The organism is Pantoea sp. QMID4, assembly GCF_030270445.1.
Lineage (GTDB): Bacteria > Pseudomonadota > Gammaproteobacteria > Enterobacterales > Enterobacteriaceae > Pantoea > Pantoea vagans.
The window spans coordinates 426,694-448,343 of sequence record NZ_BSXL01000004.1 but is presented as its reverse complement, the minus strand read 5'-3'; the positions used below and the strand labels follow the sequence as shown (position 1 = coordinate 448,343).

Annotated in this window: 21 protein-coding genes; 4 read left to right on the top strand and 17 right to left on the bottom strand. The window is 55.9% G+C overall.

The features are described from left to right. Positions 1-368 precede the first annotated feature (368 nt). From QSK07_RS11925 to QSK07_RS11900, 6 genes are all read right to left on the bottom strand, one after another. Positions 369-767: a lysozyme inhibitor LprI family protein gene (locus tag QSK07_RS11925; RefSeq protein ID WP_285720616.1), complete on the bottom strand. Its 399-nt coding sequence runs from the start codon at positions 765-767 to the stop codon at positions 369-371. A gap of 23 nt (positions 768-790) precedes the next feature. Next, positions 791-1,177, bottom strand: a complete 387-nt coding sequence (locus QSK07_RS11920) for a lysozyme inhibitor LprI family protein (protein WP_285720617.1) — start codon at positions 1,175-1,177, stop codon at positions 791-793. 115 nt (positions 1,178-1,292) lie between these two features. Continuing rightward, positions 1,293-1,664 (bottom strand): hypothetical protein, encoded by a 372-nt coding sequence (locus QSK07_RS11915; protein ID WP_285720618.1) that lies wholly within the window; start codon positions 1,662-1,664, stop codon positions 1,293-1,295. Positions 1,665-1,810: 146 nt separating this feature from the next. Next, positions 1,811-2,170 (bottom strand): T6SS amidase immunity protein Tai4 family protein, encoded by a 360-nt coding sequence (locus QSK07_RS11910; protein ID WP_285720619.1) that lies wholly within the window; start codon positions 2,168-2,170, stop codon positions 1,811-1,813. After that, positions 2,167-2,658: a type VI secretion system amidase effector protein Tae4 gene (locus QSK07_RS11905; RefSeq protein ID WP_107319558.1), complete on the bottom strand. Its 492-nt coding sequence runs from the start codon at positions 2,656-2,658 to the stop codon at positions 2,167-2,169. Before QSK07_RS11905 ends, QSK07_RS11910 begins: the two co-directional genes overlap by 4 nt. Positions 2,659-2,707: 49 nt before the next feature. Further along, the gene (locus QSK07_RS11900) at positions 2,708-3,190 is read right to left on the bottom strand and encodes an Hcp family type VI secretion system effector (RefSeq protein WP_013357577.1); all 483 of its coding nucleotides are present in this window, start codon (positions 3,188-3,190) and stop codon (positions 2,708-2,710) included. A 328-nt stretch (positions 3,191-3,518) separates the two neighbouring features. Here QSK07_RS11900 and QSK07_RS11895 point away from each other — a divergent pair, with 328 nt between their 5' ends. Beyond that, positions 3,519-3,752 (top strand): hypothetical protein, encoded by a 234-nt coding sequence (locus QSK07_RS11895; protein ID WP_285720620.1) that lies wholly within the window; start codon positions 3,519-3,521, stop codon positions 3,750-3,752. Positions 3,753-3,866: 114 nt separating this feature from the next. Here the strand turns inward: QSK07_RS11895 and tssC are convergent, their stop codons facing one another. From tssC to exaC, 10 genes are all read right to left on the bottom strand, one after another. Continuing rightward, the gene (gene tssC / locus QSK07_RS11890; RefSeq protein WP_095707337.1) at positions 3,867-5,366 is read right to left on the bottom strand and encodes a type VI secretion system contractile sheath large subunit; all 1,500 of its coding nucleotides are present in this window, start codon (positions 5,364-5,366) and stop codon (positions 3,867-3,869) included. Continuing rightward, complete coding sequence (gene tssB / locus QSK07_RS11885) at positions 5,363-5,896, bottom strand: type VI secretion system contractile sheath small subunit (RefSeq protein WP_285720621.1); 534 nt, start codon at positions 5,894-5,896, stop codon at positions 5,363-5,365. Before tssB ends, tssC begins: the two co-directional genes overlap by 4 nt. A 79-nt stretch (positions 5,897-5,975) precedes the next feature. Beyond that, positions 5,976-6,992 carry a type VI secretion system protein TssA gene (gene tssA / locus QSK07_RS11880; protein WP_275220068.1) on the bottom strand — a complete coding sequence of 339 codons (1,017 nt, stop codon included), beginning with the start codon at positions 6,990-6,992 and terminating at the stop codon, positions 5,976-5,978. 16 nt (positions 6,993-7,008) lie between these two features. Next, on the bottom strand, positions 7,009-7,725 hold the full coding sequence (gene tagF, locus QSK07_RS11875; RefSeq protein WP_013357572.1) for a type VI secretion system-associated protein TagF: 717 nt from the start codon (positions 7,723-7,725) through the stop codon (positions 7,009-7,011). A gap of 14 nt (positions 7,726-7,739) precedes the next feature. Then, positions 7,740-11,369 carry a type VI secretion system membrane subunit TssM gene (gene tssM, locus QSK07_RS11870; RefSeq protein WP_285720622.1) on the bottom strand — a complete coding sequence of 1,210 codons (3,630 nt, stop codon included), beginning with the start codon at positions 11,367-11,369 and terminating at the stop codon, positions 7,740-7,742. 3 nt (positions 11,370-11,372) lie between these two features. Next, complete coding sequence (locus QSK07_RS11865) at positions 11,373-12,611, bottom strand: DotU family type VI secretion system protein (protein WP_502921710.1); 1,239 nt, start codon at positions 12,609-12,611, stop codon at positions 11,373-11,375. Between the two features lie 17 nt (positions 12,612-12,628). Then, entirely contained in the window at positions 12,629-13,969 is a 1,341-nt protein-coding gene (gene tssK / locus QSK07_RS11860) for a type VI secretion system baseplate subunit TssK (RefSeq protein ID WP_285720990.1), read from the bottom strand. Positions 13,970-13,974: 5 nt separating this feature from the next. Next, positions 13,975-14,469, bottom strand: a complete 495-nt coding sequence (gene tssJ / locus QSK07_RS11855; protein WP_098050885.1) for a type VI secretion system lipoprotein TssJ — start codon at positions 14,467-14,469, stop codon at positions 13,975-13,977. A 23-nt stretch (positions 14,470-14,492) separates the two neighbouring features. After that, entirely contained in the window at positions 14,493-15,092 is a 600-nt protein-coding gene (locus QSK07_RS11850; RefSeq protein ID WP_285720623.1) for an SH3 domain-containing protein, read from the bottom strand. A gap of 1,044 nt (positions 15,093-16,136) precedes the next feature. Further along, on the bottom strand, positions 16,137-17,657 hold the full coding sequence (gene exaC / locus QSK07_RS11845) for an acetaldehyde dehydrogenase ExaC (protein ID WP_285720624.1): 1,521 nt from the start codon (positions 17,655-17,657) through the stop codon (positions 16,137-16,139). Positions 17,658-17,890: 233 nt separating this feature from the next. On the opposite strand from exaC, the gene QSK07_RS11840 reads away from it, so the two are divergent. Beyond that, positions 17,891-18,454 (top strand): class I SAM-dependent methyltransferase, encoded by a 564-nt coding sequence (locus QSK07_RS11840; protein ID WP_098050888.1) that lies wholly within the window; start codon positions 17,891-17,893, stop codon positions 18,452-18,454. Here QSK07_RS11840 and QSK07_RS11835 read toward each other — a convergent pair. Then, the gene (locus QSK07_RS11835) at positions 18,442-19,167 is read right to left on the bottom strand and encodes a glutamine amidotransferase (protein WP_285720625.1); all 726 of its coding nucleotides are present in this window, start codon (positions 19,165-19,167) and stop codon (positions 18,442-18,444) included. The genes QSK07_RS11840 and QSK07_RS11835 overlap by 13 nt on opposite strands. 172 nt (positions 19,168-19,339) lie before the next feature. Here QSK07_RS11835 and QSK07_RS11830 point away from each other — a divergent pair, with 172 nt between their 5' ends. Then, on the top strand, positions 19,340-20,224 hold the full coding sequence (locus QSK07_RS11830; protein WP_098050890.1) for a DMT family transporter: 885 nt from the start codon (positions 19,340-19,342) through the stop codon (positions 20,222-20,224). A 46-nt stretch (positions 20,225-20,270) separates the two neighbouring features. Then, positions 20,271-21,650 (top strand): CoA transferase, encoded by a 1,380-nt coding sequence (locus QSK07_RS11825; RefSeq protein WP_285720626.1) that lies wholly within the window; start codon positions 20,271-20,273, stop codon positions 21,648-21,650.

Below are 21,650 nucleotides of genomic sequence, written 5' to 3'. Positions count from 1 at the left end.
TTCGGCATCTATACCGCGCACCTCTCGGGGAAAGGCGCGGGGTATAGGGAGCGGGAAAGTTTAATTTTGGGGTTGGGGTTTATTATTTTTTGCTGAGTTTATTTATCTATTTAAATAGAAGTGCTGCCTTATTTCCTTTAATGACGACACTTCGTCAAAACATTAATTCGCCATGAACCGAAGATGCAAATGATTCAAACAGACCCGAGGTTGATTATTATAAAAATCAATTGTGAATAACCAGCTTAGATTTAATCGACACGGAATTACTTACTGAAAATGAATTAATTTGATAACAACGTAATGCAGAGGGTTATCTTATAGAGAATATCGTGCCCAGCCTGTAAAGCCTGAGCACGACGATATAATCAGTAAGGCAGTTGCTTAAGAATAGCAGTACGCTCTTTGTCAATGCGAATAACGCAGAGGTTGGTCGCCACCGCATTCGCATTGCTACCTTCTTCGGCGGCAAAGGCTTCCAGCTTGCACTGACCGTCACGATATTTCAGCCAGCTGCGCTGCGTATCCACCAGCGTAGCGACATAGTCATCAGCCAGTTTTTTCTGCGTGCCGTACATCTGCACAATACGTTTTTTTGCCGTCTGGTACTCTTTGTTCAGGTCATCTTCCGCCAGCTTTTTCTGCTGAACAGTACACTGGAACAGCGCACCGTCTGAAGGCTGTTTTGCACAGGGACTTTCAGCGAGCGCTGAAGCACTCATGGAAAAAGCAAAAGCGATCAAAGCCACTTCATAGATTTTCTTCATTCTTTGCTCAGCAATTTTTGCTATCAATGATAGGAAATCAACTTCAATTTTTTGATTCTTTGCTCGTTAAGCTCAGAAGTGCACATACTAATATTAGCGTTACTTAAATCACTTCCTTTATCTGCAGCATACGAAGCCAGTTTACAGTCATTATCCCGGTACTTCAGCCAGGCTCGTTGAGCATCAGTCAACGTATCCATATATTGTCTTAACTCTTTACCATCACCCTTAAAGAGCGTTTCAACTCTGGTCTTAGCGAGTTTATATTCTTCATTTAAATCAAGCTCAATTTCGTTTTTGTTTTTTTGGGCACAGGAATAAACTTCCTGATCGTTGTTACCGATTGAACAATCACTCATTGCGTGGACGGGAAAAACATAAACAACTGTAATACACGAAAATAAAGACAAACAAGATCTCATTAAAATTCTCACCTGTGCTATCTTCTATCCCTGAGTACAAGCCCTGAGTACAAGCCCTGAGTACAAGCGCACGCTCAATAACATCGGATTTATATATGCTTCTCTATTTCATTACCCCAACATCCTGAGCAATAACCTTACCCTTGAATGTCACGATATAATCCCAAAGACTCTCGCCCTTCTGGTCTGGATAAAATGAATAATCATATTGACCGTTAGCGAAGCGATAGCCCCTGAAGTCGCAGACGTCAGGGCAATTGGTATTGATCGTTTCACCTTTAAGAACTATCAATGAATTATCTTTTACTCTTGTTGACTTAAGCGAAACGTTATCACAACTGACGTTACCTTCCTCACAGTCATAGGTAATATCCGCTCTGAATTTTTTTCCTTCGAAGTGTGAAACCGACTTAGCCAAAGACAATAAAGGCAGACTCATTAGCACTATGATAATAAAACCAATGAGTTTTTTCATTATGTGGAAATTTCCTTGCAGGGGTCACTGTCCTGCTTAACGTCAGGTGTAATGAGCGATTCCATTTAACTAAACATATCTCCTTTGATAATTCACTGCTAATGTTTAACGCTGTAATATCCTTCGACCTCTACCAAAAAAGAAAATTACTTTTTGTATTTATTATAGAGAACCTCAGCATCCTGGCTTTGCGAAAGTAATGTGCATTTCATCATATTGAAGCTTCCTTTGACTGAGCCGGTCAAATCCATCTTCAAATACGCATTGATTAATTTATCGCCATCACTGAAGGCTTCAACAGGGAGATGGCTTACCTCTAACCAGGCTGACGCACTTTTGAAGGCATCATCGCTGAAAGCCTTGTCAGTGGCAGCTTTACCTGCACAGCGGTTCAGAAGCCAGTTGCTGAAAATCTGCGGTTGCTTAAAGGAGTCTGGCGCCGGAGGCGTTATCGCCAGCACTGCAGGAGATAGCGTCAGAGCCAGTAACATCAGTAATTTTTTCATTTCAGTATCCACAGGGAGGCAACATCAGGAACAAAACTACCATTTTCTGCGCCACCCAGGAAGTGACAGGTATCAGAGCAGATATTGCCGTTCCAGAGTGTCACGTGCCCACGGGCATTGCTCCAGCCACTCCCCTGAAAAACAATAATCCCCTGTTTACCGTTAAATGAACCGGGTTTTGGTGACTTCACTGTCAGGTCTGGCTGACCAAACGCGCCGACTAAAAAGTCCATCATATCGTTGACGCGAAACATATAACGCTTTTTGTCTTTACCCGTTACGGTCGCATAACGACTGTTTGCGGGAACAGGAACGCCAGTGTAATTAAGAACATAGCTCATTCTGATTGGACAGGCATTCTCGAAAATTCCGGCGGCGATATTTGCTTCTACTTTTCCACCCAATATTTCTCCAACCTTCTCGACGGAAACATTAACTTCTGAGAAGCGGTTCCAGGCAGCTGAAAATTGAGGTCTTAAATGTGCCATAGCAAAACTCCTTTTAAAGCCTCCCCCAAGGGGAGGCTGCCGAACAATATTACGCTTCTTTATTGCCTTTGATGTCCCAGCCGGCGCTGCTTTCTGCGCCTTTGCCGCCGGAAGAACTCTGCTCCCAGTACTGCTGCTTCACTTTGGATGCCTGGAAGGAGTAGGTCATTCCCAGGGTATCGCCGTTGTCGGAGCCATTGTAATTCACAGCGGTCACCAGAACGTCTTCCAGGGTGATGCGCGCATACTCAACCTGTGAACCGCCCGCTTTACAGATAGAGAGTTCAACTTTAGTGAGATGCTTACCGCTTGCGCAGTTCTTCAGCAGCGCAGTGGTGGATTTGTCGATCAGTGCATTCACGTGCAGGTCGTTGAAGTTAACTTTACCCGCACCGCCGCCGCCGCCCACAGACATGTTGCCTGGCTGAGAGGCACCCCATGAGAAAGAGGTAATATCGGTCCAGCCAGTGTGATTTGAGTCTTTCGACTCGCCAGTAACACCGTCAACCTTCATAAACATATCAATAGCCATTATCTTTCACTCTTTATTGGTTGAGATTATTGCTTTCAAAAAAAGCAAGGATATGGCAAAAAGAAAAGCATGGGGCTGAATAAAACAGTCCATATTTTACCTTTGCCTTGCTTCTGAAATATCGTGCTTAACGATATTTCAGACTTCTTGCTGCCCGTTTTTAAATCGGACAAATACTTTTACTTAACGCTTATTCATAGCGGAACTTAGTATGCAAAACCGATGACCTTCGATTTGTCTGAGATTGCAGGTCATCATTCCATAGACAGCAACCTGACGAAAAGTTTATATTAGCGGAGAGTTTCAATAGCTCAAAAAAGGAATGAGCATGAAAAAAACCATCTCAATTTTTCTGGCCGTAATATTTTCACTACTTTCACTTTATGCGATCGTCGATATTATCGAGTCTATATACCTTATCTCTCGCTATGAAAATTTCACTCTCTCTTCACTCGGCTTTATTGCCGGTAAAACGCTTTTTACCTCAGTTTGCTTAGTTGTGATTTTTATTCTTGTGAAAAGAATACGCAAACACACTCAGTCTGATAAAGACCGGGTATAGCATTGCAAACCACTCTGCTCAGACACGTTCAGGTAAATAATCGGGTTAAAGCCGTTACAACAGGGAGAGGCGCGATGCAGTTTCAGACTCCGGCACCACGCCCATTTTCAGCCCTTAAGCATTATCATTCTTCAGTGACGGCAGCTTAGAGACCAGTCGCAGCGAAACGGTTAAACCTTCCAGCTGGTAGTGCGGACGCAGGAAGAATTTCGCGGCGTAATAGCCTGGGTTATCTTCCTGCTCTTCCACATTCACCTCGGCAGCGGCCAGCGGCTTACGAGACTTGGTCTCCTGCGAGGAGTTAGCCGGATCTCCATCGACGTAGTTCATCACCCAGTCGTTCAGCCAGCGTTCCATCTCATCGCGCTCGCGGAAGGAGCCGATCTTGTCACGCACGATGCACTTCAGGTAATGCGCAAAGCGGCAGCAGGCGAACAGATAAGGCAGACGCGCGGCCAGACGGGCATTGGCAGTGGCATCGGCATCGTGATATTCCGTCGGCTTCTGTAGTGACTGCGCGCCAATAAAGGCGGCGAAATCAGAGTTTTTGCGATGCACTAGCGGCATAAAGCCGTTTTTCGCCAGCTCGGCTTCACGGCGATCGCTGATGGCGATTTCGGTCGGACACTTCATGTCCACGCCGCCGTCGTCGCTCGGGAAGGTATGGCACGGCAGGTTCTCAACCGCCCCGCCCGACTCCACGCCGCGGATTGCGGTACACCAGCCATACTCCTTAAAGGAGCGGTTGATATTGGCAGCCATCGCGTACGCCGCATTGCTCCAGGTGTAGTTGCCGTGATCGGAACCGTCGGTCTGCTCTTCGAAATCAAAGCTGTCGACCGGGTTGGTACGAATGCCATATGGCAGACGCGCCAGGAAACGCGGCATCACCAGGCCCAGATAGCGTGCATCTTCCGACTCACGCAGGCTGCGCCAGGCGGCATATTCGGTGTTCTGGAAGATTTTGGTTAGGTCGCGTGGATTCGCCAGCTCCTGCCAGGACTCCATCTGCATCACTTCCGGCGCGGTGCCGGTGATAAACGGACAGTGTGCCGCCGAACCGATGCGTGCCATCTCACCCAGCAACTCAACATCCTGCGGGCTGTGGTCAAAGTAGTAGTCGCCGACGAGGCAGCCAAACGGCTCGCCGCCGAACTGACCATACTCCTGCTCATAGATCTTCTTAAACAGCGGGCTTTGATCCCAGCCGGCACCTTTATAGCGCTTCAGGGTACGACCCAGCTCCTGCTTGGAGATGCTCATAAAACGGATTTTCAGCATCTCGTCCGTTTCAGTGTTGTTCACCAGATAGCTCAGGCCGCGCCAGGCGCTTTCCAGCGACTGGAACTCCGGATGGTGAATAATCTGGTTCACCTGCTGTGACAGCTTTTCGTCGATCTCCGCGATTAATGCCTGAATGGTGCGATAGGCGTCGCTGGAAACGGTAACGGTGTTCTCCAGCGCCTGCTGAGCCAGGGTTTTTACCGCGCTTTCGACCGCGGCGCGTGCCTGGTCGCTTTTCGGCCGGAACTCTTTGTTCAGCAGCGCGCTGAACTCATCCTGGCTGAAACTGGCCGCGCCCTGCGCCTGGGGTTGTTGTGAAGTCTGCGTCATGCCTGCGGCTCCTTACCTTCAGTGGCGTCATCCTGCTTAGGCAGATGGGTCAGAGCCTGCAGCAGCGTTGGGTCCTGCAGCACTTTACCAATCAGCTCTTCCGCACCGTTTTTGCCGTCCATATAGGTCAGCAGGTTTGCCAGCTGGGTACGGGCTTCAAGCAGCTTGCTCAGCGGCTCGACGTTGCGGGCCACGGCATCCGGCGAAAAGTCATCCATGCTGTCGAAGGTGAGATCGATGTTCAGCTTGCCTTCGCCATTCAGCGTGTTGTCTACCTGGAACGCGGCGCGTGGCTTCAGCGCTTTCATGCGCTCATCGAAGTTGTCGATGTCGATCTCAAGGAATTTGCGTTCGTCGATGCCCGGCTGCGGCTCCAGCGGTTTACCCACCAGATCCGCCAGCACGCCCATCACAAACGGCAGCTGGATTTTGCGTTCAGCGCCATAAATTTCCACGTCATATTCAATCTGAACGCGAGGCGCGCGATTGCGGGCAATGAACTTCTGCCCACTGGATTTGCTTGTTGCCATGGTTTTCTCCATCAATGATGCGCGGATAATGTGTCACAGCAGGCGCGCAGGTCCCGCTATGTGAGTGAGTCACGCCTGCTTAGTCGCGACGTCCGAAAATGTTTTCCAGCTGATGTACGCCATCGGGTGCCAGCTCGCGGATGATCTCCAGGAAGTCGCGCTCGATTATGCGCTGTACCCGGTCGATCATCAGCGGAGCCGGATGGCTCGGCTCATGCTGGGTAAAGTAGAGCTTCACTTTCTCCAGCATCAGCTGGGCATCGGCGCGGGAACTGATCTGTACGGTGCGCCAGTCCGCGGCCGCGCGCGGCGCCGTTACGACAGCCGCCGGGGCCGCCGCGCCTGCAGGTTGTTCCGCCGCTACGGAGGGAATTAACTGGCTGATATCGGTTGCCTGGCAGCGTTCGGCGATTAGCGCAATCTGTCTGCGCAGCTGTGCCAGTTCCGGCACCGCCGCGTCGCCCAGCCGTTCGGCCACGGTTTCGCAGATGGTCTGCAGCCGCTCATGAATCTGCAGCACTGCCTCAATACCTGGCTGGTCGCCGCGTGCCAGTTCGTCGTTCAGACGCGGCAGGCCGCCAGGGTAGTCCGCCACCTCGATTTTGCTGCCGTCGCATAGGGCGGCAGCATCGCGCAGTGAGATACCGTCGGACGGATAGCGCAGCAGCCAGCACTGACGCACCGCGCCACTAAGTTCAGTCTTGTCACCCAGCAGCGCCAGGGCATTGATGCGGTAGAACGGGTCTTGCTCGCCATACTCTTCCAGCCGGGGCCACAGCGGCTCCCAGTAGAGCAGCAGCGCCTGTTCAATCAGCTTCAGGCCCTGCGCATAGCCCGGCAGCCCTTTCAGTTCCGTCCAGGCGTGGGTCAGCGCCAGCATCACCCGTAAATCTTTACTACGGGCCAGCAGCGCTATCGCCAGCTTCTCAACTTTGTTCCAGTCGGCGGGTTCTGCCGGAATGATGGTGTTACCGAACTGCTGTTCCGCTTTACCGGCACTGGCCTGCTCCATGGCCTGAAAATCGGCGTCGTACTCCAGGTTATCGCCACCGGGATTGTCATCACTGACCGGAGCCAGCAAAGCCTCTGTATTCATCATCATTCGTGTCGCCTCAGGATTCAAACATCGGGGGATAAAGTCCGTTTCGTCCCGGCTTTGCCCCACCGGCCGGATCAAACAGCAATGAAAAAAGCTGCGCGGTGAAGTTACCGCTATGGACCTGGGTATAAAGCGGGAACCCGTCGCTCTGATTGGTCCACCAGAAACTGGTGTAAAACTGCGGGTCGAAGTTTTCGCCCGGCAGCGTCCAGTTCAGTGTTGAAGGCGTGTCGCCGTGACCAATAACGTTGAGGATATCTGACGGCTCACCCGTCTCCTGCGGCGGTTGCGGCTGCGGAATGCTGATTAGCGCCTGATCCAGCTGCTCCGGCGATCCGCCGCCCTGCACCACCCGCAGCAGTGTATTGCCCACCTGCTGATACCACTCGCCGGAGCGTGCCAGCAGGGCCGGCGACCACTCGGCGGGAGTGAAGTGACGCAGCGCGCAGAGCGGGTAGTTACGTCCCACGCTGTCCCGAGCCGCGATCAGGCAGCCCATCTGGATTAGCTGACTGCCCAGCATCGGCGGCACCACAAAATTCCAGACCGGCGCGTTGAGAAACGGGCGTGACGGCGCGTTGTCCCCCTCCTGACTGCTCTGCCAGTGATGCAGGCCCACCTGAAACCAGCTGGACCATTGGCGATAGAGGACGTCAGGAAAGCGTCGCTTCACAAAATCACCCGCGCTGGGCAATTTGCCGTACCAGCAGGGTGCAGCGTAATGAGTCATTGTCGGGTCCTGTTTCAGGGGCAGCTAAAGCCGGGAAGCTGGAACGGATTACGAATGCTGCCAGGGGTGAACGACAGCGTGACCTGATGCCCCTCCACGCTGAACGTGGCTTCGCGGGTCAGGCCGCCAGCCGCGGTAACACGGGCGCGATCAAAGAACCGATTGAGTGCCCAGGGCCCACTGGTGACCAGTGTTGAGGTGGTGCCGTTGGTCAGGCCCAGCTGCATCCGCACCTGGCTGGTGCCGCCCGGACCGGGCCAGCTGACCATCTGTACCGCCTGCGGCCCGTGGCTGTAACGCAATTGCTGTCCATCCACATCCAGCGTCAGGTTAAGAATGTCGTTGTCCATTTTTACGGTGCGCAGCGTGACGCGGAAACCTGGCGTGGTCGCACCGTTGGCAAAGAACGCATCACGAATTGACTGCGCCTGCTGGAAAGGACGCAGCAGCGCTTCACCGCCCGGCAGCGTTTTGCCGTCGATACCCGGCGTAAAGCGCCATGAGGCGTTGGTGGTGTCGACTTTGCTGGCCAGGTTGTCGCGGAAGAAGCTATCCATCATGCCGCTGCCGGGGGCGAACATCCGCGCCAGATCGTCGGGTGTCACCTCACTGCGTGCGGAGCGCACCAGCGGATAACGACCGGCGATCGCCTGACGACAGAAACTGCCGACTTCCATAGTGATGCGTTTGCGGACGTTATCCATGTCGCGGCGCTGTGCATCGCTGCTGGCCCCGACCGCCATACTGGAGACCATATTCTGCAGAGAGCCGGGCAGACGTCCGGCGCTGGCCTGCAAACGACTGATCGCATCGCTGGCCGGTGGCGGCATCCCGCTGTTGGCGGCATCCTGCACCGCCGTGAGGTAGCGGTAGAGATCGTCAATCTGGTGCAGGAAATCATCCACCGCCAGCACCTTGCTGCCCTGCTGTAATGGCTGAGCCAGCTCAAGCACTGGCGCAAAATGCACGGCAACCGCCTGTTCCGGTGATGCCTGCACTGCCGCCTGTCCACGCGCCGCAGCCGCTTCAGGCGAGGTAAAAAGCGCTTCAAGGGTGCGGGTGGCGCTGTTATCCGACGGCTTTGCCACCTGCGCAGTTTTCTCATCAGGCTGCACCCGGTTCAGCGTCAGCAGGTTACTGAGGTTGATGACCAGCTGGCGCAGCGGCGAGTGGTTGCCCGACAGCAAGCGCGCGGTGTTGATACGCTGCGAGAGATCGGCGTTGCTGTTGAGCTGGATATCGCTCAGAAACTGCTCCCACTGCCGGATATAGTCCTGCACATAGAGCTGGCGCACCGCGAGATCGGTCTGCTCACTTTTCTGCTGTGGCGCAGCGCCGTCCAGCACCCAGAGATCGTCCTGATAAAGCGCCTGCGTCACGGGACCAATCTGCTTGTCCACATGCTGCCAGTAGCCGTCCGGCGTATAGAGACCTGCCACACCGTCATTAACCGATTTACCGCTTTTGCGGGAAAACACCAGCTCGCTCTGGGGACCGCCCAGCGCCGCCAGTGTCACCGGCTGCAGGCTGTCATCACGTTGCAGCAGGCGCTTCAGCCGTCCGTAGACACGCTGTGACAGCGGCATCTGATTAATCAGCGCCTGCTCGCGCTTTACCAGCGCGTCATCCTTCGCATACGGCGACGAGTGAATCTGCGTCTCCAGCAGCTGTTGCAGATGCCACGCCAGCTGTTTTACCTGCTGCTGTGTCACGTTCTGCGGCAGCTCGCGAGACAGATTCAGCATCAGCCATGCCTGCAGGAACTTGCCATCGTAGTGCTTTGGCTGATAGAGCATTTGATACGCCTTCAGCGCTTCATAGCTGTAGTCAGCGTCGCTGCCATTGTCATTGCGCAGCCAGCGGGTGATGTTCTGCGCCACCTGCGGCAACAGCAGCTGCTTTAGTGCTTTGTCGTAGAGCGCACGCGTCGCATCGCTGACCTCGGTGCCACGATAAAGGCCCATACGGCGCGTCAGCGGTGGCGATTCCAGCGAAAAGTCGGCACTTTCCGGCAGGTGCAACAGGGTGTTGAGATAAGGCACCAGCGCAAAGAGATCGCCGTTGACCTGCTTCTGAAGCTGGTCGCCCAGTTGCTCCACCTGTGGCGCTTTAGCGGCCATCTCCTGCAGATAGGCTTTGTTCTTGCTGTAGCTGGTGAGCCACAGACCGCCCGCGACCAGTAACAGCAACAGCAGCGCCAGATAGCCTGACCAGAGTCCGGCGCGGTTGCGCAGCTCCCACCAGCGGTTGCTGCCCGCCAGACCCGACTCCTGGAAAATCACATTTTCCAGCACCCCTTTCAGGAAGAAGCTCTGTCCTTTGTTCTGCGGAATCGGGGCGTCTTTATCGACCTGATCCCAGCTGCCCGATTCGCCCGCCTGCTGGCCCGGCAGATTCAGGGCACGGTTCAGCTCGCCCATTACCCGATCAAACGGCAGACCTTCCTGGGTGCCGCTGGCAAAGTAGATGCCGCGTGGCGCGAACTGGGTTTCAAAATCGGAGCGGGCGAACAGCGTGTCGAGCGCGTCGGCCAGCAACGGACGCAGCGCAGCGAACTCCTGCGGGAATAGATAGCTTTCGGCACGCGCCTGCGCGTCGCTCTCCATCAGCAGCCGATCGGCCAGCCCGGCATCGAGCCGCTGTTGCAGCAGGGAATACTCCTGCCGGAACTGGCTGTTCAGCTCGAAATCGGCGGCGGATGCCTTCGCCCACGGAAAGGTGAGTCCCCAGATTTGTTCGCGCTGCGCTTTATCCAGCGAGGCGAAGTAGCTGCGGAAGCCTTTGAGCAGGTCCGCTTTGGTGACCAGCACGTAGACCGGGAAACGGATGCCGAGACGATCGTGCAACTCCATCAGACGCTGACGCAGCGCCAGCGCCTGGTTGCGCAGTGCCTCAGGCGACTGACTCAGCAGATCGGAGACGCTCAGGGTGACAATGACACCATTGATCGGCTGACGTCCGCGATATTTACGCAGCAGGTCGAGGAAATGGTGCCATTCGCTGGCATCCCGCTCCTGCTGACTCTCCTGGGTGCTGTAGCGCCCGGCGGTATCGAGCAGTACGGCGTCATTAGTAAACCACCAGTCGCAGTTGCGGGTGCCGCCAATGCCGCGCAGGGCTGACTTGCCAAACTTATCCGCCAGCGGGAACTGCAGGCCCGAGTTGACCAGCGCCGTCGTTTTACCGGCACCGGGTGCGCCGATGATCATGTACCACGGCAGCTGATAGAGATACTGCCGGCCAAAACGCTGCGCCCAGAACGGCGTGCCTTTGCTGCTGTGGCGCTGGAAGTGCGCCTTTCTCAGCATCTCAGTGGCTTCGGAGAAACGCCCCGCCAGCACCTGCTCTTCACTGGTCAGGCGTTGACGATCGGCTTCCGGCGCATCGCTTTTACCTGTTTCCAGGCTCGACATCAGCTTGCGGTTAAGCCAGTAATTGTAGAGTCGCGGGATCGCCTGACCCAGGCCCCAGACCAGATAGAGCAGCGCAATACTGATCATGCGGTTCTGCTCTGGCTCAAGCGGCCGCGAATCAACGATAGAGAAGACCGGGCCAATCACCCAGATGATAAAGGAGAGCGCGGTGATGCCGACAAAGCCCCACGCAAGGCGGCTGGTCAGCACCGCAAACAGAATATTCAGCATGGATCAGTTCCCTCTCGCCAGGCCGTTGAGTTCGGCATGCGTCGCATCCGGCGCCACCAGCAGTGTGATTTCAACACGACGGTTACGCGCGCGATTTTCTGCGCTGGTGTTCGGCACCAGCGGATTGCTTTCGCCGCGCCCTTCCGCTTTCACCCGCGACGGCTGCGCCAGCTGCTGTTGCAGCAGAGTCTGCACCGAACGGGCGCGCGCCAGCGACAGCTCAAAGTTGGAGGCGAAGCGCGCGCTGCGGATCGGCACGTTATCGCTGTAGCCAATCACCTGAATCTGGCCGCTGACGTTGTTCATGGCCGCCGCGATGCGCCGGATCACGTCAATGTAGCCGCCACGCACTTCGGTCGCCGCCGAAGCAAACAGCCCATCCCCTTTCAGCGTCACCACGCTGCGGTCCGCTTCATCACGCACCGCCACCAGCCCGGCATCAATTTCCGGCTTCAGGAAAGCGCGCAGGTTGAGCGTGGCAGGCGGAGGCGGCGCCGGGTTGCCGATCTTCACTTCCGGCAGCGCCGTCTGGTAGATGCGGGCCAGCACCGGCGAGGTGTAGTCGCCCAGACGCCAGTTGAGCACGATGTAGAACAGACAGGCGGCCAGCCCGGCCACGGCCGCACAGGCCCACAGCGGGATCATCGGCCGCCACAGCTTGCGCAGCACCGGCTGATCGGTGGGATGCGGTGACAGCGCCGCGGCGTAACTACCGCGCACGCTTTTGATCATCTGCAGCAGGCGCTGTTTGATGGTCTCCAGCTGTGAGCGGCCATTGTCCAGCACCCGGTAGCGTCCTTCAAAACCCAGCAGCAGGCAGAAGTAAATCAGCTCCAGCATCAGAATATGACGTCTGGGGTTCTGCGACAGCTTCGCCAGTAGCTGGAAAAACTTCTCGCCGCCCCAGGTTTCATTGTGAAAGGTGACCAGCAGACCGTTGCTGGTCCAGACGCCGCGACTGCCCCACGGCGTCAGCGCCGCCGCCTCATCCAGTGCGGTACAGAGACAGTAGCGCGCGCCGATGATCACTTCATAGCCGAGGCCCGACTGCTGACAGCTCAGCTCAAAACGGCGGATCTGGTCGATTAGCTGCTGACGCAGTTGCGCCGGTTCTTCATGCGACACCGAATGGCGGATCTGTGGAATCGCGTTAATCAGGGGGTTGGCCGCCGCAACCAGCACATTCTGGTGGCTGGTATCCGGCGCAAGATCGCTGTGTGAATGTTGTTGTTCCTGCATCATGCTGCGTGCTCAGTTTATTATTCTGACTGACTGCGGATGGCCCAGAACTCCATGTTCAGGCCCGGAAACTCACCGGCAAGATGCAGCGCAAAAGCGCCCGAGCGCTCCATCTCTTTCCATAGCTCGCTGTTCTTATCCAGTTCGAAATAGCTGTATCCGGCATGCCACGGGATCTGCGGCGGTGCACTAGGCATCGCCCGAAGTGCCAGACCCGGAAGCTGCAGCTGCACCAGATCGCGAATTTTGCTGACCGGCGCGACTTTCATCTGGGCCGGGAAATGGGTTTTCAGGGTGTCGGCCGGCACGCTGGCTTTCACCGCCAGCACAAAGCCGAACTCATGCACCATGCTGCTCTCCGGCACGGTGGCGACGTTAAGGCCGTGCGAACGCTGAGTCAGCGGTAGCTGAATGGCGCTCTCCTCCATCACCTGCGACAGTCCCTGACGCAGCAGCAGCGACAGACGGCTGAAGCAATTATGCAGGTCATCATGATCGTAGAGCGGCAGCAAATCCGGTGCGCGCGCCGGCGTCCAGGTACTCAGCTCTGCGGCCAGTTGCAGCCAGTGGCTGTAGAGGGTTTCAGGATGCAGCAGCGGCAGATGTTGCAGATGACTGTGCAGGCCAAGCTGACGATTGAGCAGCGCCAGCAGCATAAAATCGACCATATCGGCGCTGTTGAAGCGGCCGGTGCCGGGTGCACGCTGACTCAGCTGCTGGCTGCGCTGCTGGATCAGCCCGTGCAGATCGTTAAACATGTTTTGCAGCGGACGGCTGCTGTTCAGGGTCAGCATCGGCGGGATGTAGTCACTGTCGAGCCGGATATGATTGTCGCTGCGCTTTTCTATTACCTGCGCAACGCCCATCGCGGTCCACTCGGCGGTCAGATCCTGCTCCAGCATCAGCCGCAGGCGCAGCTTGCCGAACTGTACCGTCGCGCTGCTCACGGCCTGGGCGTTGTCATCTTCCACTTCCGCTTCCCAGGCCAGATAGCGCGCCAGAGAATCCTGCGACTCCTGGAAGGCGACGGCTTCGCGGCCATTGCGCCGGGTCGGTATCGCCAGCACCACTTTGCTTCGGTCAACAGAGGCCGGCAGATCAAGCGGTGCCGGGCCATGTTGCGGCTGGCTGAAGGCGAAAAACGTGCCGTCTGGCAGACAGCCGCTGGCCGCGCTCAGCGCCAGTTTGCCCTGACGCAACAGCGCTTCATCAAACTCCAGATCGTAAAAGCCCCAGGTGTAGACGCGCTGTGACTGACCCCATTCACGCAGGGTGCTGAGAAGATAATTTTCTGACTGCTGGAAATGGTGAGGACGCAGAAACATCCCCTCGGTCCAGACGACCTTTTCGGCTCTGTTCATCGGCATCACTGTTTTTCCACGCGAAGGCCATTAGTTCCCGCCACGATGCGCGCATTCAGCTCGCTATCGTCACGTTTCCAGAATGCCCAGAATGAGGGCGACTCCCCTTCGGGAACTGGCAGCGACAGTCGCCACACCTTGCCATCCAGCGCCTGATATTCCGCCATGATGCCGATGAAGCGCGCTTCAGGCAGGCTCTTAATCCGCAGCGTTTTGCTGCGCTGCTCTGGCGTCAGGAAGAATTGCTGGGTGTTAAGCTGCGCACTGCCCAGCACCGTTGCGGACTGGTTTTGCAGGGAGAAGAAGTCTGCTGACATGAACTCCGCATCGGAGCTCAGTAACACTACACGGACTTTAAGCGGCGCACCGCCGTTAAGCTGATTCTGCCCCTGAACGTCCAGGTTGTAGTAAGCCACCGGCGGCGTACTGCTGCTGCAGGCCGTCAGCAGCCACATCAGTAGCACGATCAGCCCACCGCGCAGTTGTGTTGTTCTCATCATCAAGCCCTCCCTGCTTAGTACGATTAGTTAATGATCCAGGTTCCGTTAGTGCTGTTCTGACAGGCAGTGCTGTCACCGTTAACTGCGACGCAGGTTTTCTTCTTGCTGTTACTGCTGCGCACGCGGCGTTTCGGCTGATCGGCTTTGACGGTCTGATCGTAGAGTGCGCTTTTCACCACGGCGCGGAATGGCACATAGCCTGTCAGCTGGGCGGTTGACTGTGGCGCGGCAGACTGAGGCGCATCTTTGACACTGGCAGTAGCGTTGTCTGGTTGAGGCTCTGCTGCCTGAGCCGGTTCACCCAGCGCCAGCCAGTTGTTCTCGACCTGACCAATGACGGTGTAGCTTTCGCCGGTTTTCAGCGTTTCCACCACCTTGCCACCGTAGCCTGGCTGGCTCATTACCGAGCCGGGATAGAGCGCGCGATAGGTTTCATTGACCGGACTGAATTGCGCTGGCGGTTTGACGGCATAACGGTGACTGATCGCCACACCGTCCACCGTGCTGGTGACCAGGGTGTCATCGGTCATTTTTGGCGGGGTTTTACAACCGGCGACTGAAAAAACAAACATCAGGCCTAACGCAACGCGGAGCTTCACCATTTTTTTCATGTTGTGTTCCATTCATACCTTGGAGAGTGGCCAGAGGCCGGGTGTCAGTAATGAAAATCGGAGATGTCATCTTCACAGGAAGCCACTTAGTGCCAGCTTAAAAAATAATCCTTAAACAAAAAGCGCTTAAGCGTCTTGCTGCGAGACGTTAACCGATCAGCAAAAGTTAAGTATAAAAAAGCAACATCGGGGACGTAAACGGGAAAAGGGAGGAATCTGACCTGGCAAACAACGATCAGAAACATGATCAATTTTTTCCCGGCAAATTTAAGAAGGTAGGGTAAACCCAAGCTTTCCTTATGCCATCCCTGGTCGAAAAACCGTCAGATTGAATTAAGCCGATAACAGTGAGTTAATTATCCGGCAGTAAAAAATGACGCATTGCGCCGGGATAATTTTCATTATATTGATTTATTTTCAATACGTTATAAGTTTACCGAAATTTCATAGCTACCGCACGAGTCAGGTAGATCCTGCCCGTGGGTCTGAAATTACAATCCATGTGTAAATATTAGCTGCGAGTTTACAGAAGACTGACAAAATTTCAACGGCCCACTTTCAGAAGAATTTTCTTAAGTAAAGTTTAACTAATTAAGCTAATACAAATAGGTGTTACTTTTAAGCGCGCAGTTAGGACTAATCTTAACAACATACGAAAATATGAAGTTTTTTTGCACATAAATAAGTTTTTTCTGAGACTGGCATTAAAATCACTCATGTTTTGAATGGTTCTGATTTAAGCCAAATCAAAAGAAGTTCATGTCGTGCAGGCAGCCAGACTCAGCGCTTCACATCAGTCAGCAGCGCGATAAACCCCTGATTATCAGATGGTTAAGCAGCTATGCGCTGGCGTGGGGCAGACAGAGAAGGGATAGCGATTAAGACGCAATAAGCGAAGCGTGAACCCTGTCAGCTCCGCCTTAAGAACAGACTGATTAATTGTGCTTTACCGGCTCGCTTACTCAGCAACTCACAGCCGATACAGCATAAAAAAACCACGCCGTAGCGTGGTTTAGCGAGAGAGTGTGCCGAACTGAGCCGGCAGGGTTGAGACCATCAGAAGAAGCCCAGCGGCTCAATACTGTAGCTGACCAGCAGGTTTTTCGTCTGCTGATAGTGATCGAGCATCATTTTATGGGTTTCACGCCCGATGCCCGACTTCTTATAGCCGCCAAAGGCAGCGTGCGCCGGATAGAGGTGATAACAGTTTGTCCAGACGCGCCCCGCTTTGATCGCCCTGCCCACCCGATAGGCACGGTTGATATCACGGGTCCAGACACCGGCACCCAGCCCATAAATGGAGTCGTTGGCGATGCTGATCGCTTCCGCCTCATCTTTAAAAGTAGTGATGCCGATCACCGGGCCAAAGATCTCCTCCTGGAAAACCCGCATGCTGTTATTACCTTTCAGCAGGGTTGGCTGGATGTAGTAGCCGCTGTTGAGTGAGTCATCCAGCTTCTCTACGCCGCCGCCCACCAGCACCTCGGCCCCCTCCTGACGAGCCACCTCAAGATAAGAGAGGATTTTATCGAACTGCTGCTGCGACGCCTGCGCGCCTACCATGGTATCGGTGTCCAGCGGGTCACCGCGTTTGATGGTTTTCACCCGCTTCATCACCGCCGCCATAAACGGCTCGTAGATCGACTCCTGCACCAGCGCACGCGATGGACAGGTGCAGACTTCACCCTGATTCAGGAAGCCCAGTACCACGCCTTCGGCCGCTTTCTCAATAAAACTCTCCTCCGCCTGCATTATATCTTCAAAGAAGATGTTCGGTGACTTGCCACCCAGCTCGACCGTCGAGGGGATCAGACTTTTGGCGGCCAGCTCCAGTATATGCCCGCCGGTAGCGGTGGAGCCGGTGAAGGCGACCTTGGCGATGCCGGGATGGGACGCCAGCGCTTCACCTGCCTCTTTACCAAAGCCGTGCACCACATTCAGCACACCCGGCGGCAGCAAATCTTTAATCAGATCGACAAAGATTGTGATCGACAGCGGCGTCTGTTCAGCCGGTTTCAGCACCACGCAGTTCCCTGCGCCCAGCGCCGGAGCCAGTTTCCAGGCCGCCATCAACAGCGGGAAGTTCCACGGGATAATCTGCGCCACCACGCCCAGCGGCTCATGGAAGTGGTAGGCAGCGGTGAACTCATCAATCTCTGCCGCGCTACCCTCCTGCGCCCGGACACAACCGGCAAAGTAGCGGAAGTGATCGACCGCCAGCGGCATATCGGCCGCCAGCGTTTCGCGCACCGGTTTACCGTTATCCCAGGTTTCATAGACCGCCATGGTCTCCAGATGCTGTTCCAGCCGATCGGCAATTTTCAGTAACAGCAGCGCGCGCTGTTGCGGTGAGGTTTTGCCCCAGGCATCCGCTGCCGCTGCCGCGGCGGCCACCGCGTTATCCACATCGGCAGCGTCTGAGCGCGGGAACTCACCGGCCGCAGAGCCGTTTACTGGCGAAGTGTTAGTAAAGTAGTTACCCTTCACCGGCGCGACGAATTCACCATTAATGAAGTTGCCATAATTCTTCTGTAGCGTAATCAGAGAACCCTGTTCTCCGGGGGCAGCGTAACGCATGATCATTCTCCTGACAGGTGACTGACGTAACAATGATGAAACTTATTATTAACATGAAGGATCATTGTGAGCCTGTCAGGTCTGTTAACCGGAAACTGTGACCGCCCCGAAGGAATAGGTGTTTACGCTGCGCTTAGAGAAAATTCCGACTTTTCTCCGAAAGCGTAGTCAGCTAGAAACTTGTACGGCACAAAGGAGGTCAACCTGAGGATGAATTCATTCTGGAGATAAGCATGCTGGCTTCAGCTTTTACCCAGATGCGCGCTAAAGCCAATTTCGTGCATCAGTTTATCCGTAATCCTCGCAAGATGGGCAGTATTACCCCCTCGTCAGAGGCGTTGTGCCGGACGATGATTACGTCGGTGAAATGGCCTGAAGCGTTGCGCATAGCGGAACTTGGCGCAGGTGATGGCGTTCTGACCCGGCAGATACTGGCACAGATGACACCCGACGCAAAACTGGATGCCTTTGAAATCTGCACGACGCTGGCAGACAAGCTAACCGCACTGGAGGATCCGCGTATGACCGTGCGCACCTGTTCTGCGGAGTATCTGAACGGCAACTATGACGTGATCTTCTCCGGCCTGCCGCTGCTCTCATTACCGCCCGAACTGCGTGAAGCCATTCTGCGAGCGGTCTATAACGCCCTAGGCCCGGACGGCGTTTTTGTGCAGTTCCAGTACACCTCACTGACCCAGCCCGATCTGTCGCGTTACTTCACCTGGGAGCGTCAGCGGGTGCTGAAAAACGTGCCACCCGCCTGGGTCTATCGCTGCACGCGTCACTACGCGCCCTGAACACGCTCCACTGCCGGGCGCGTCTGTTGCCAGAACGTCACCAGCAACTCGCGCGCCCAGTCTTTGCCCTCAATCTCGTTGGCCCCATCCTCTGTGCAGCCTGGCGGCGTACAGACACTCATAATGTGCCGTGAAAACTCGGGATGAAACTGTACCGAGAGCGCCTGCGGTGTATAACGCACAATCTGACAGCCATCGCGCGCAGAAGCGGCCAGCACCTGCGCCCCGGACGGCGCGCTGACGACCGACTGACGATGCGACAACCAGACGCTGAAGTCGGCGGGCAGCTTCTGCAGCAGCGGATCGCGCTGTGTCTGATCGGAGCAGCGAATGGGTAACAGACCGCGTTCCCAGCCGTTGGGATTGTCTGCCACTTCACCGCCCAGCGCATACGCCATCAGCTGATGGCCGTAACAGACACCGAGCAGCGGCAGATCCTGATCAATCGCCGCTCTGACCCAGGCGGCGCTGCGCTCACTCCAGTCGGCGTGGTCGGTGACCATCGCCCAGGAACCGCTGAGGATCGCGCCGGAAATCTGATCAAAATCGGGTAACGCTTCGCCCAGATGAGGCCGCACAATCAGGTACTCATCGGGTTGCAGATTCAGTGCATCAATAAACCAGCGCGGCTGTTCACCAATCTCTGAAACGACGTTTGCGGGTGGGACTTCAAGCTGAATCAACGCAAGGGGTAAGGCGGACGTGTAGGTCATACCGAATCAGTTCCTTTAAGAAGTCGTTTTAAATCAGTCTGCCAGCATCATGCCCGAAAGTCTCATCGGGCTGCACCGCAATTGCAGAAAATTTCTCACTGCGATTGGCTGGAGTGCCACAGTTCGTGCCATCATTAGCGGGCTAAGCAAAAATCATCGAAAGGATATTATCGTGGCTGTGCGGCATTTTTTTCTGATTCTGATGGTGGTTTCTATCTGGGCTTTCAACAACGTGGCGGTGAAATGGGGGCTGCTGGAGCTGCCGCCGCTGTTTCTGACGTTTATGCGCTTTGTGGTCGTCGCCATCGTGCTGATGCCGTTCTGCCGTATTAACCGTCAGCAGTTGCCCTGGCTGCTATTGCTGGCTTTTACCTTCGGTTTTATGCACTTCTCGCTGCTGTTTGTCGGCCTGCGCTATACCGATGCCGGTACCGGCGCGATTGTGGTGCAGCTGGGCACGCCGATTGCGATGTTGCTGGCGATGGTGGTACTGAAAGAGAAGCTGAAGCTGGTGCAGCTTCTGGGCATTATGATTTCACTGAGCGGCGTGGTGGTGCTCTCTGGCAGTCCGACCATTCCCTCGTGGTGGGTGCTCTGTCTGCTGTTGTGCAGCGCCACCGGCTGGGCCGTCAGTAACCTGATAGTGAAAAAGTCACCGCCGATTAAACCGCTGACCATGACCGGCTGGATTGCGTTTCTGGCGATTCCCATCGTGGGCGGCTCCAGTCTGGTGATGGAATCCCATCAGCTTTATGCGCTGCAGCATGCGGGCTGGCGCGGCTGGTTTGCCATTCTTTACAGCGCCATCGCCTCGTCGATTGTGGCCTATACGCTGTGGTATATGCTGCTGAAGAAATATAACGTCAATCTGATCATGCCCTACTCGCTGCTGACGCCGGTTTTATCGGTGGTGATGGGGATTATCGTGCTGGGTGACAGCCTCAACGGCTTCAAGATTATCGGCGCCTCGCTGGTGATCCTGGGCACGGCTATCGCTGTGCTCAACCTGCGTAACCTGCGGATGCATGCGCGCTTCCCGCGCCTGCGGCGGCGTTAATCCTGCGTGCTATGCTTGAGAAATCTCCCTTCTCAGGAAGCACAATATGGACTCACAGCTTGCCGCCGCTCTCTGGCAGCAGATGCAGCAGGGATTGCGGGGTCACGACGACGCCTTGCCTCTTCCTGCCTTCCTTGATCGCGCCACCTTCGCTTCTGCTTGTGCCGTCAGTGAACTGGCGGCTACCAGCATCGGTCTGGCAACCCAGGCCACAGCCGCACTGATTGCCGCCTCACGCCCTGAATATCCCTCTCCGCCCGTCACCGTCAATGTGCGCCTGGCGTCGCGCTGGTTTCAGCAGAGCTTTATTCCGCTGAACCGTGCGGCGCCCGCAATGTGGGATGCGTTTGCCGGTGACTATCGCAGCCGTGATGGCTGGATTCGCCTGCACACCAACGCCGCGCATCACCGGCTGGCGATGGAACAGGTGCTGGGCGCGCACGCCGATCGCGCGGCGCTGGCACAGCAGGTGCAACAGTGGCAGGCCAGCGGACTGGAGCAGGCGATTATTGATGCCGGTGGCTGTGCTGCTGAAATGCGCAGTGCCGCCGCCTGGCAGCTGCATCCCCAGGGCCAGGCCGTGCAGCATGAATCACTGTTTGGCTGGAAAACGACACTCGCGGCACCCGCTCCGGCGTGGCCGCTGGCCGAAGCGCGTCCGTTGCTGGGTATTAAAGTTCTGGATCTGACGCGGATTATTGCCGGGCCGGTCGCCACCCGTTTTCTGGCCAGCCTGGGTGCCAGTGTGCTGCGCATCGATCCGCCAGGCTGGAAGGAGCCGACGCTGGATGAGGAGATGAGCTGCGGTAAGCGTCGGGCGGTGCTCGACCTGACACAACCCGCCGATCGCGAGCAGTTTATCCGCCTGCTGCGTGAAGCGGACGTGCTGGTACATGGCTATCGGGCAGATGCGCTGGAACGGCTCGGGTTTGATGCGGAAATGCTTCAGTCACTTTCGCCCGGCCTGGTTGATGCGGGTCTGAATGCCTGGGGCTGGCAGGGGCCGTGGCGCAACCGCCGCGGTTTTGACAGTCTGGTGCAGATGGGATGCGGCATTGCTGAACGCGGCATGAAGTGGCAGCAGAGCGACAAACCGGTTCCGCTGCCGGTACAGGCGCTGGACCATGCCACCGGCTATCTGCTGGCAGCGGCGGTGCTGGAGGGATTGCGGCGACGCGTGACGGAAGGACATGGCAGCCAGGTGCGGCTGTCGCTGGCACGCACCGCGTGGCTGTTGCAGCAACATCCTGCCGGGGCGTGCGCGGGTTCCGGTATTACGCCACAGGTGAAAGACAATCTGCCCTGTTATGAATTAACGCCGTGGGGTTTTGGGGTCAGGCTGCGGGCGGCCGCCTGGCTGCCCGGCACCCCGCAGATCTGCGCAACACCGGGCTGTGCGCCGGGTACGCACCCGGCGATATGGTAA

Bases quoted from the DNA above. Each gene is read 5' to 3' on its own strand.
- QSK07_RS11925 (WP_285720616.1), bottom strand. From the start codon at position 767: ATGAAGAAAATCTATGAAGTGGCTTTGATCGCTTTTGCTTTTTCCATG.
- QSK07_RS11915 (WP_285720618.1), bottom strand. From the start codon at position 1,664: ATGAAAAAACTCATTGGTTTTATTATCATAGTGCTAATGAGTCTGCCT.
- QSK07_RS11910 (WP_285720619.1), bottom strand. From the start codon at position 2,170: ATGAAAAAATTACTGATGTTACTGGCTCTGACGCTATCTCCTGCAGTG.
- QSK07_RS11905 (WP_107319558.1), bottom strand. From the start codon at position 2,658: ATGGCACATTTAAGACCTCAATTTTCAGCTGCCTGGAACCGCTTCTCA.
- QSK07_RS11900 (WP_013357577.1), bottom strand. From the start codon at position 3,190: ATGGCTATTGATATGTTTATGAAGGTTGACGGTGTTACTGGCGAGTCG.
- QSK07_RS11895 (WP_285720620.1), top strand. From the start codon at position 3,519: ATGAAAAAAACCATCTCAATTTTTCTGGCCGTAATATTTTCACTACTT.
- tssC (WP_095707337.1), bottom strand. From the start codon at position 5,366: ATGACGCAGACTTCACAACAACCCCAGGCGCAGGGCGCGGCCAGTTTC.
- tssB (WP_285720621.1), bottom strand. From the start codon at position 5,896: ATGGCAACAAGCAAATCCAGTGGGCAGAAGTTCATTGCCCGCAATCGC.
- tssA (WP_275220068.1), bottom strand. From the start codon at position 6,992: ATGAATACAGAGGCTTTGCTGGCTCCGGTCAGTGATGACAATCCCGGT.
- tagF (WP_013357572.1), bottom strand. From the start codon at position 7,725: ATGACTCATTACGCTGCACCCTGCTGGTACGGCAAATTGCCCAGCGCG.
- tssM (WP_285720622.1), bottom strand. From the start codon at position 11,369: ATGCTGAATATTCTGTTTGCGGTGCTGACCAGCCGCCTTGCGTGGGGC.
- QSK07_RS11865 (WP_502921710.1), bottom strand. From the start codon at position 12,611: ATGATGCAGGAACAACAACATTCACACAGCGATCTTGCGCCGGATACC.
- tssK (WP_285720990.1), bottom strand. From the start codon at position 13,969: ATGAACAGAGCCGAAAAGGTCGTCTGGACCGAGGGGATGTTTCTGCGT.
- tssJ (WP_098050885.1), bottom strand. From the start codon at position 14,469: ATGATGAGAACAACACAACTGCGCGGTGGGCTGATCGTGCTACTGATG.
- QSK07_RS11850 (WP_285720623.1), bottom strand. From the start codon at position 15,092: ATGGAACACAACATGAAAAAAATGGTGAAGCTCCGCGTTGCGTTAGGC.
- exaC (WP_285720624.1), bottom strand. From the start codon at position 17,657: ATGCGTTACGCTGCCCCCGGAGAACAGGGTTCTCTGATTACGCTACAG.
- QSK07_RS11840 (WP_098050888.1), top strand. From the start codon at position 17,891: ATGCTGGCTTCAGCTTTTACCCAGATGCGCGCTAAAGCCAATTTCGTG.
- QSK07_RS11835 (WP_285720625.1), bottom strand. From the start codon at position 19,167: ATGACCTACACGTCCGCCTTACCCCTTGCGTTGATTCAGCTTGAAGTC.
- QSK07_RS11825 (WP_285720626.1), top strand. From the start codon at position 20,271: ATGGACTCACAGCTTGCCGCCGCTCTCTGGCAGCAGATGCAGCAGGGA.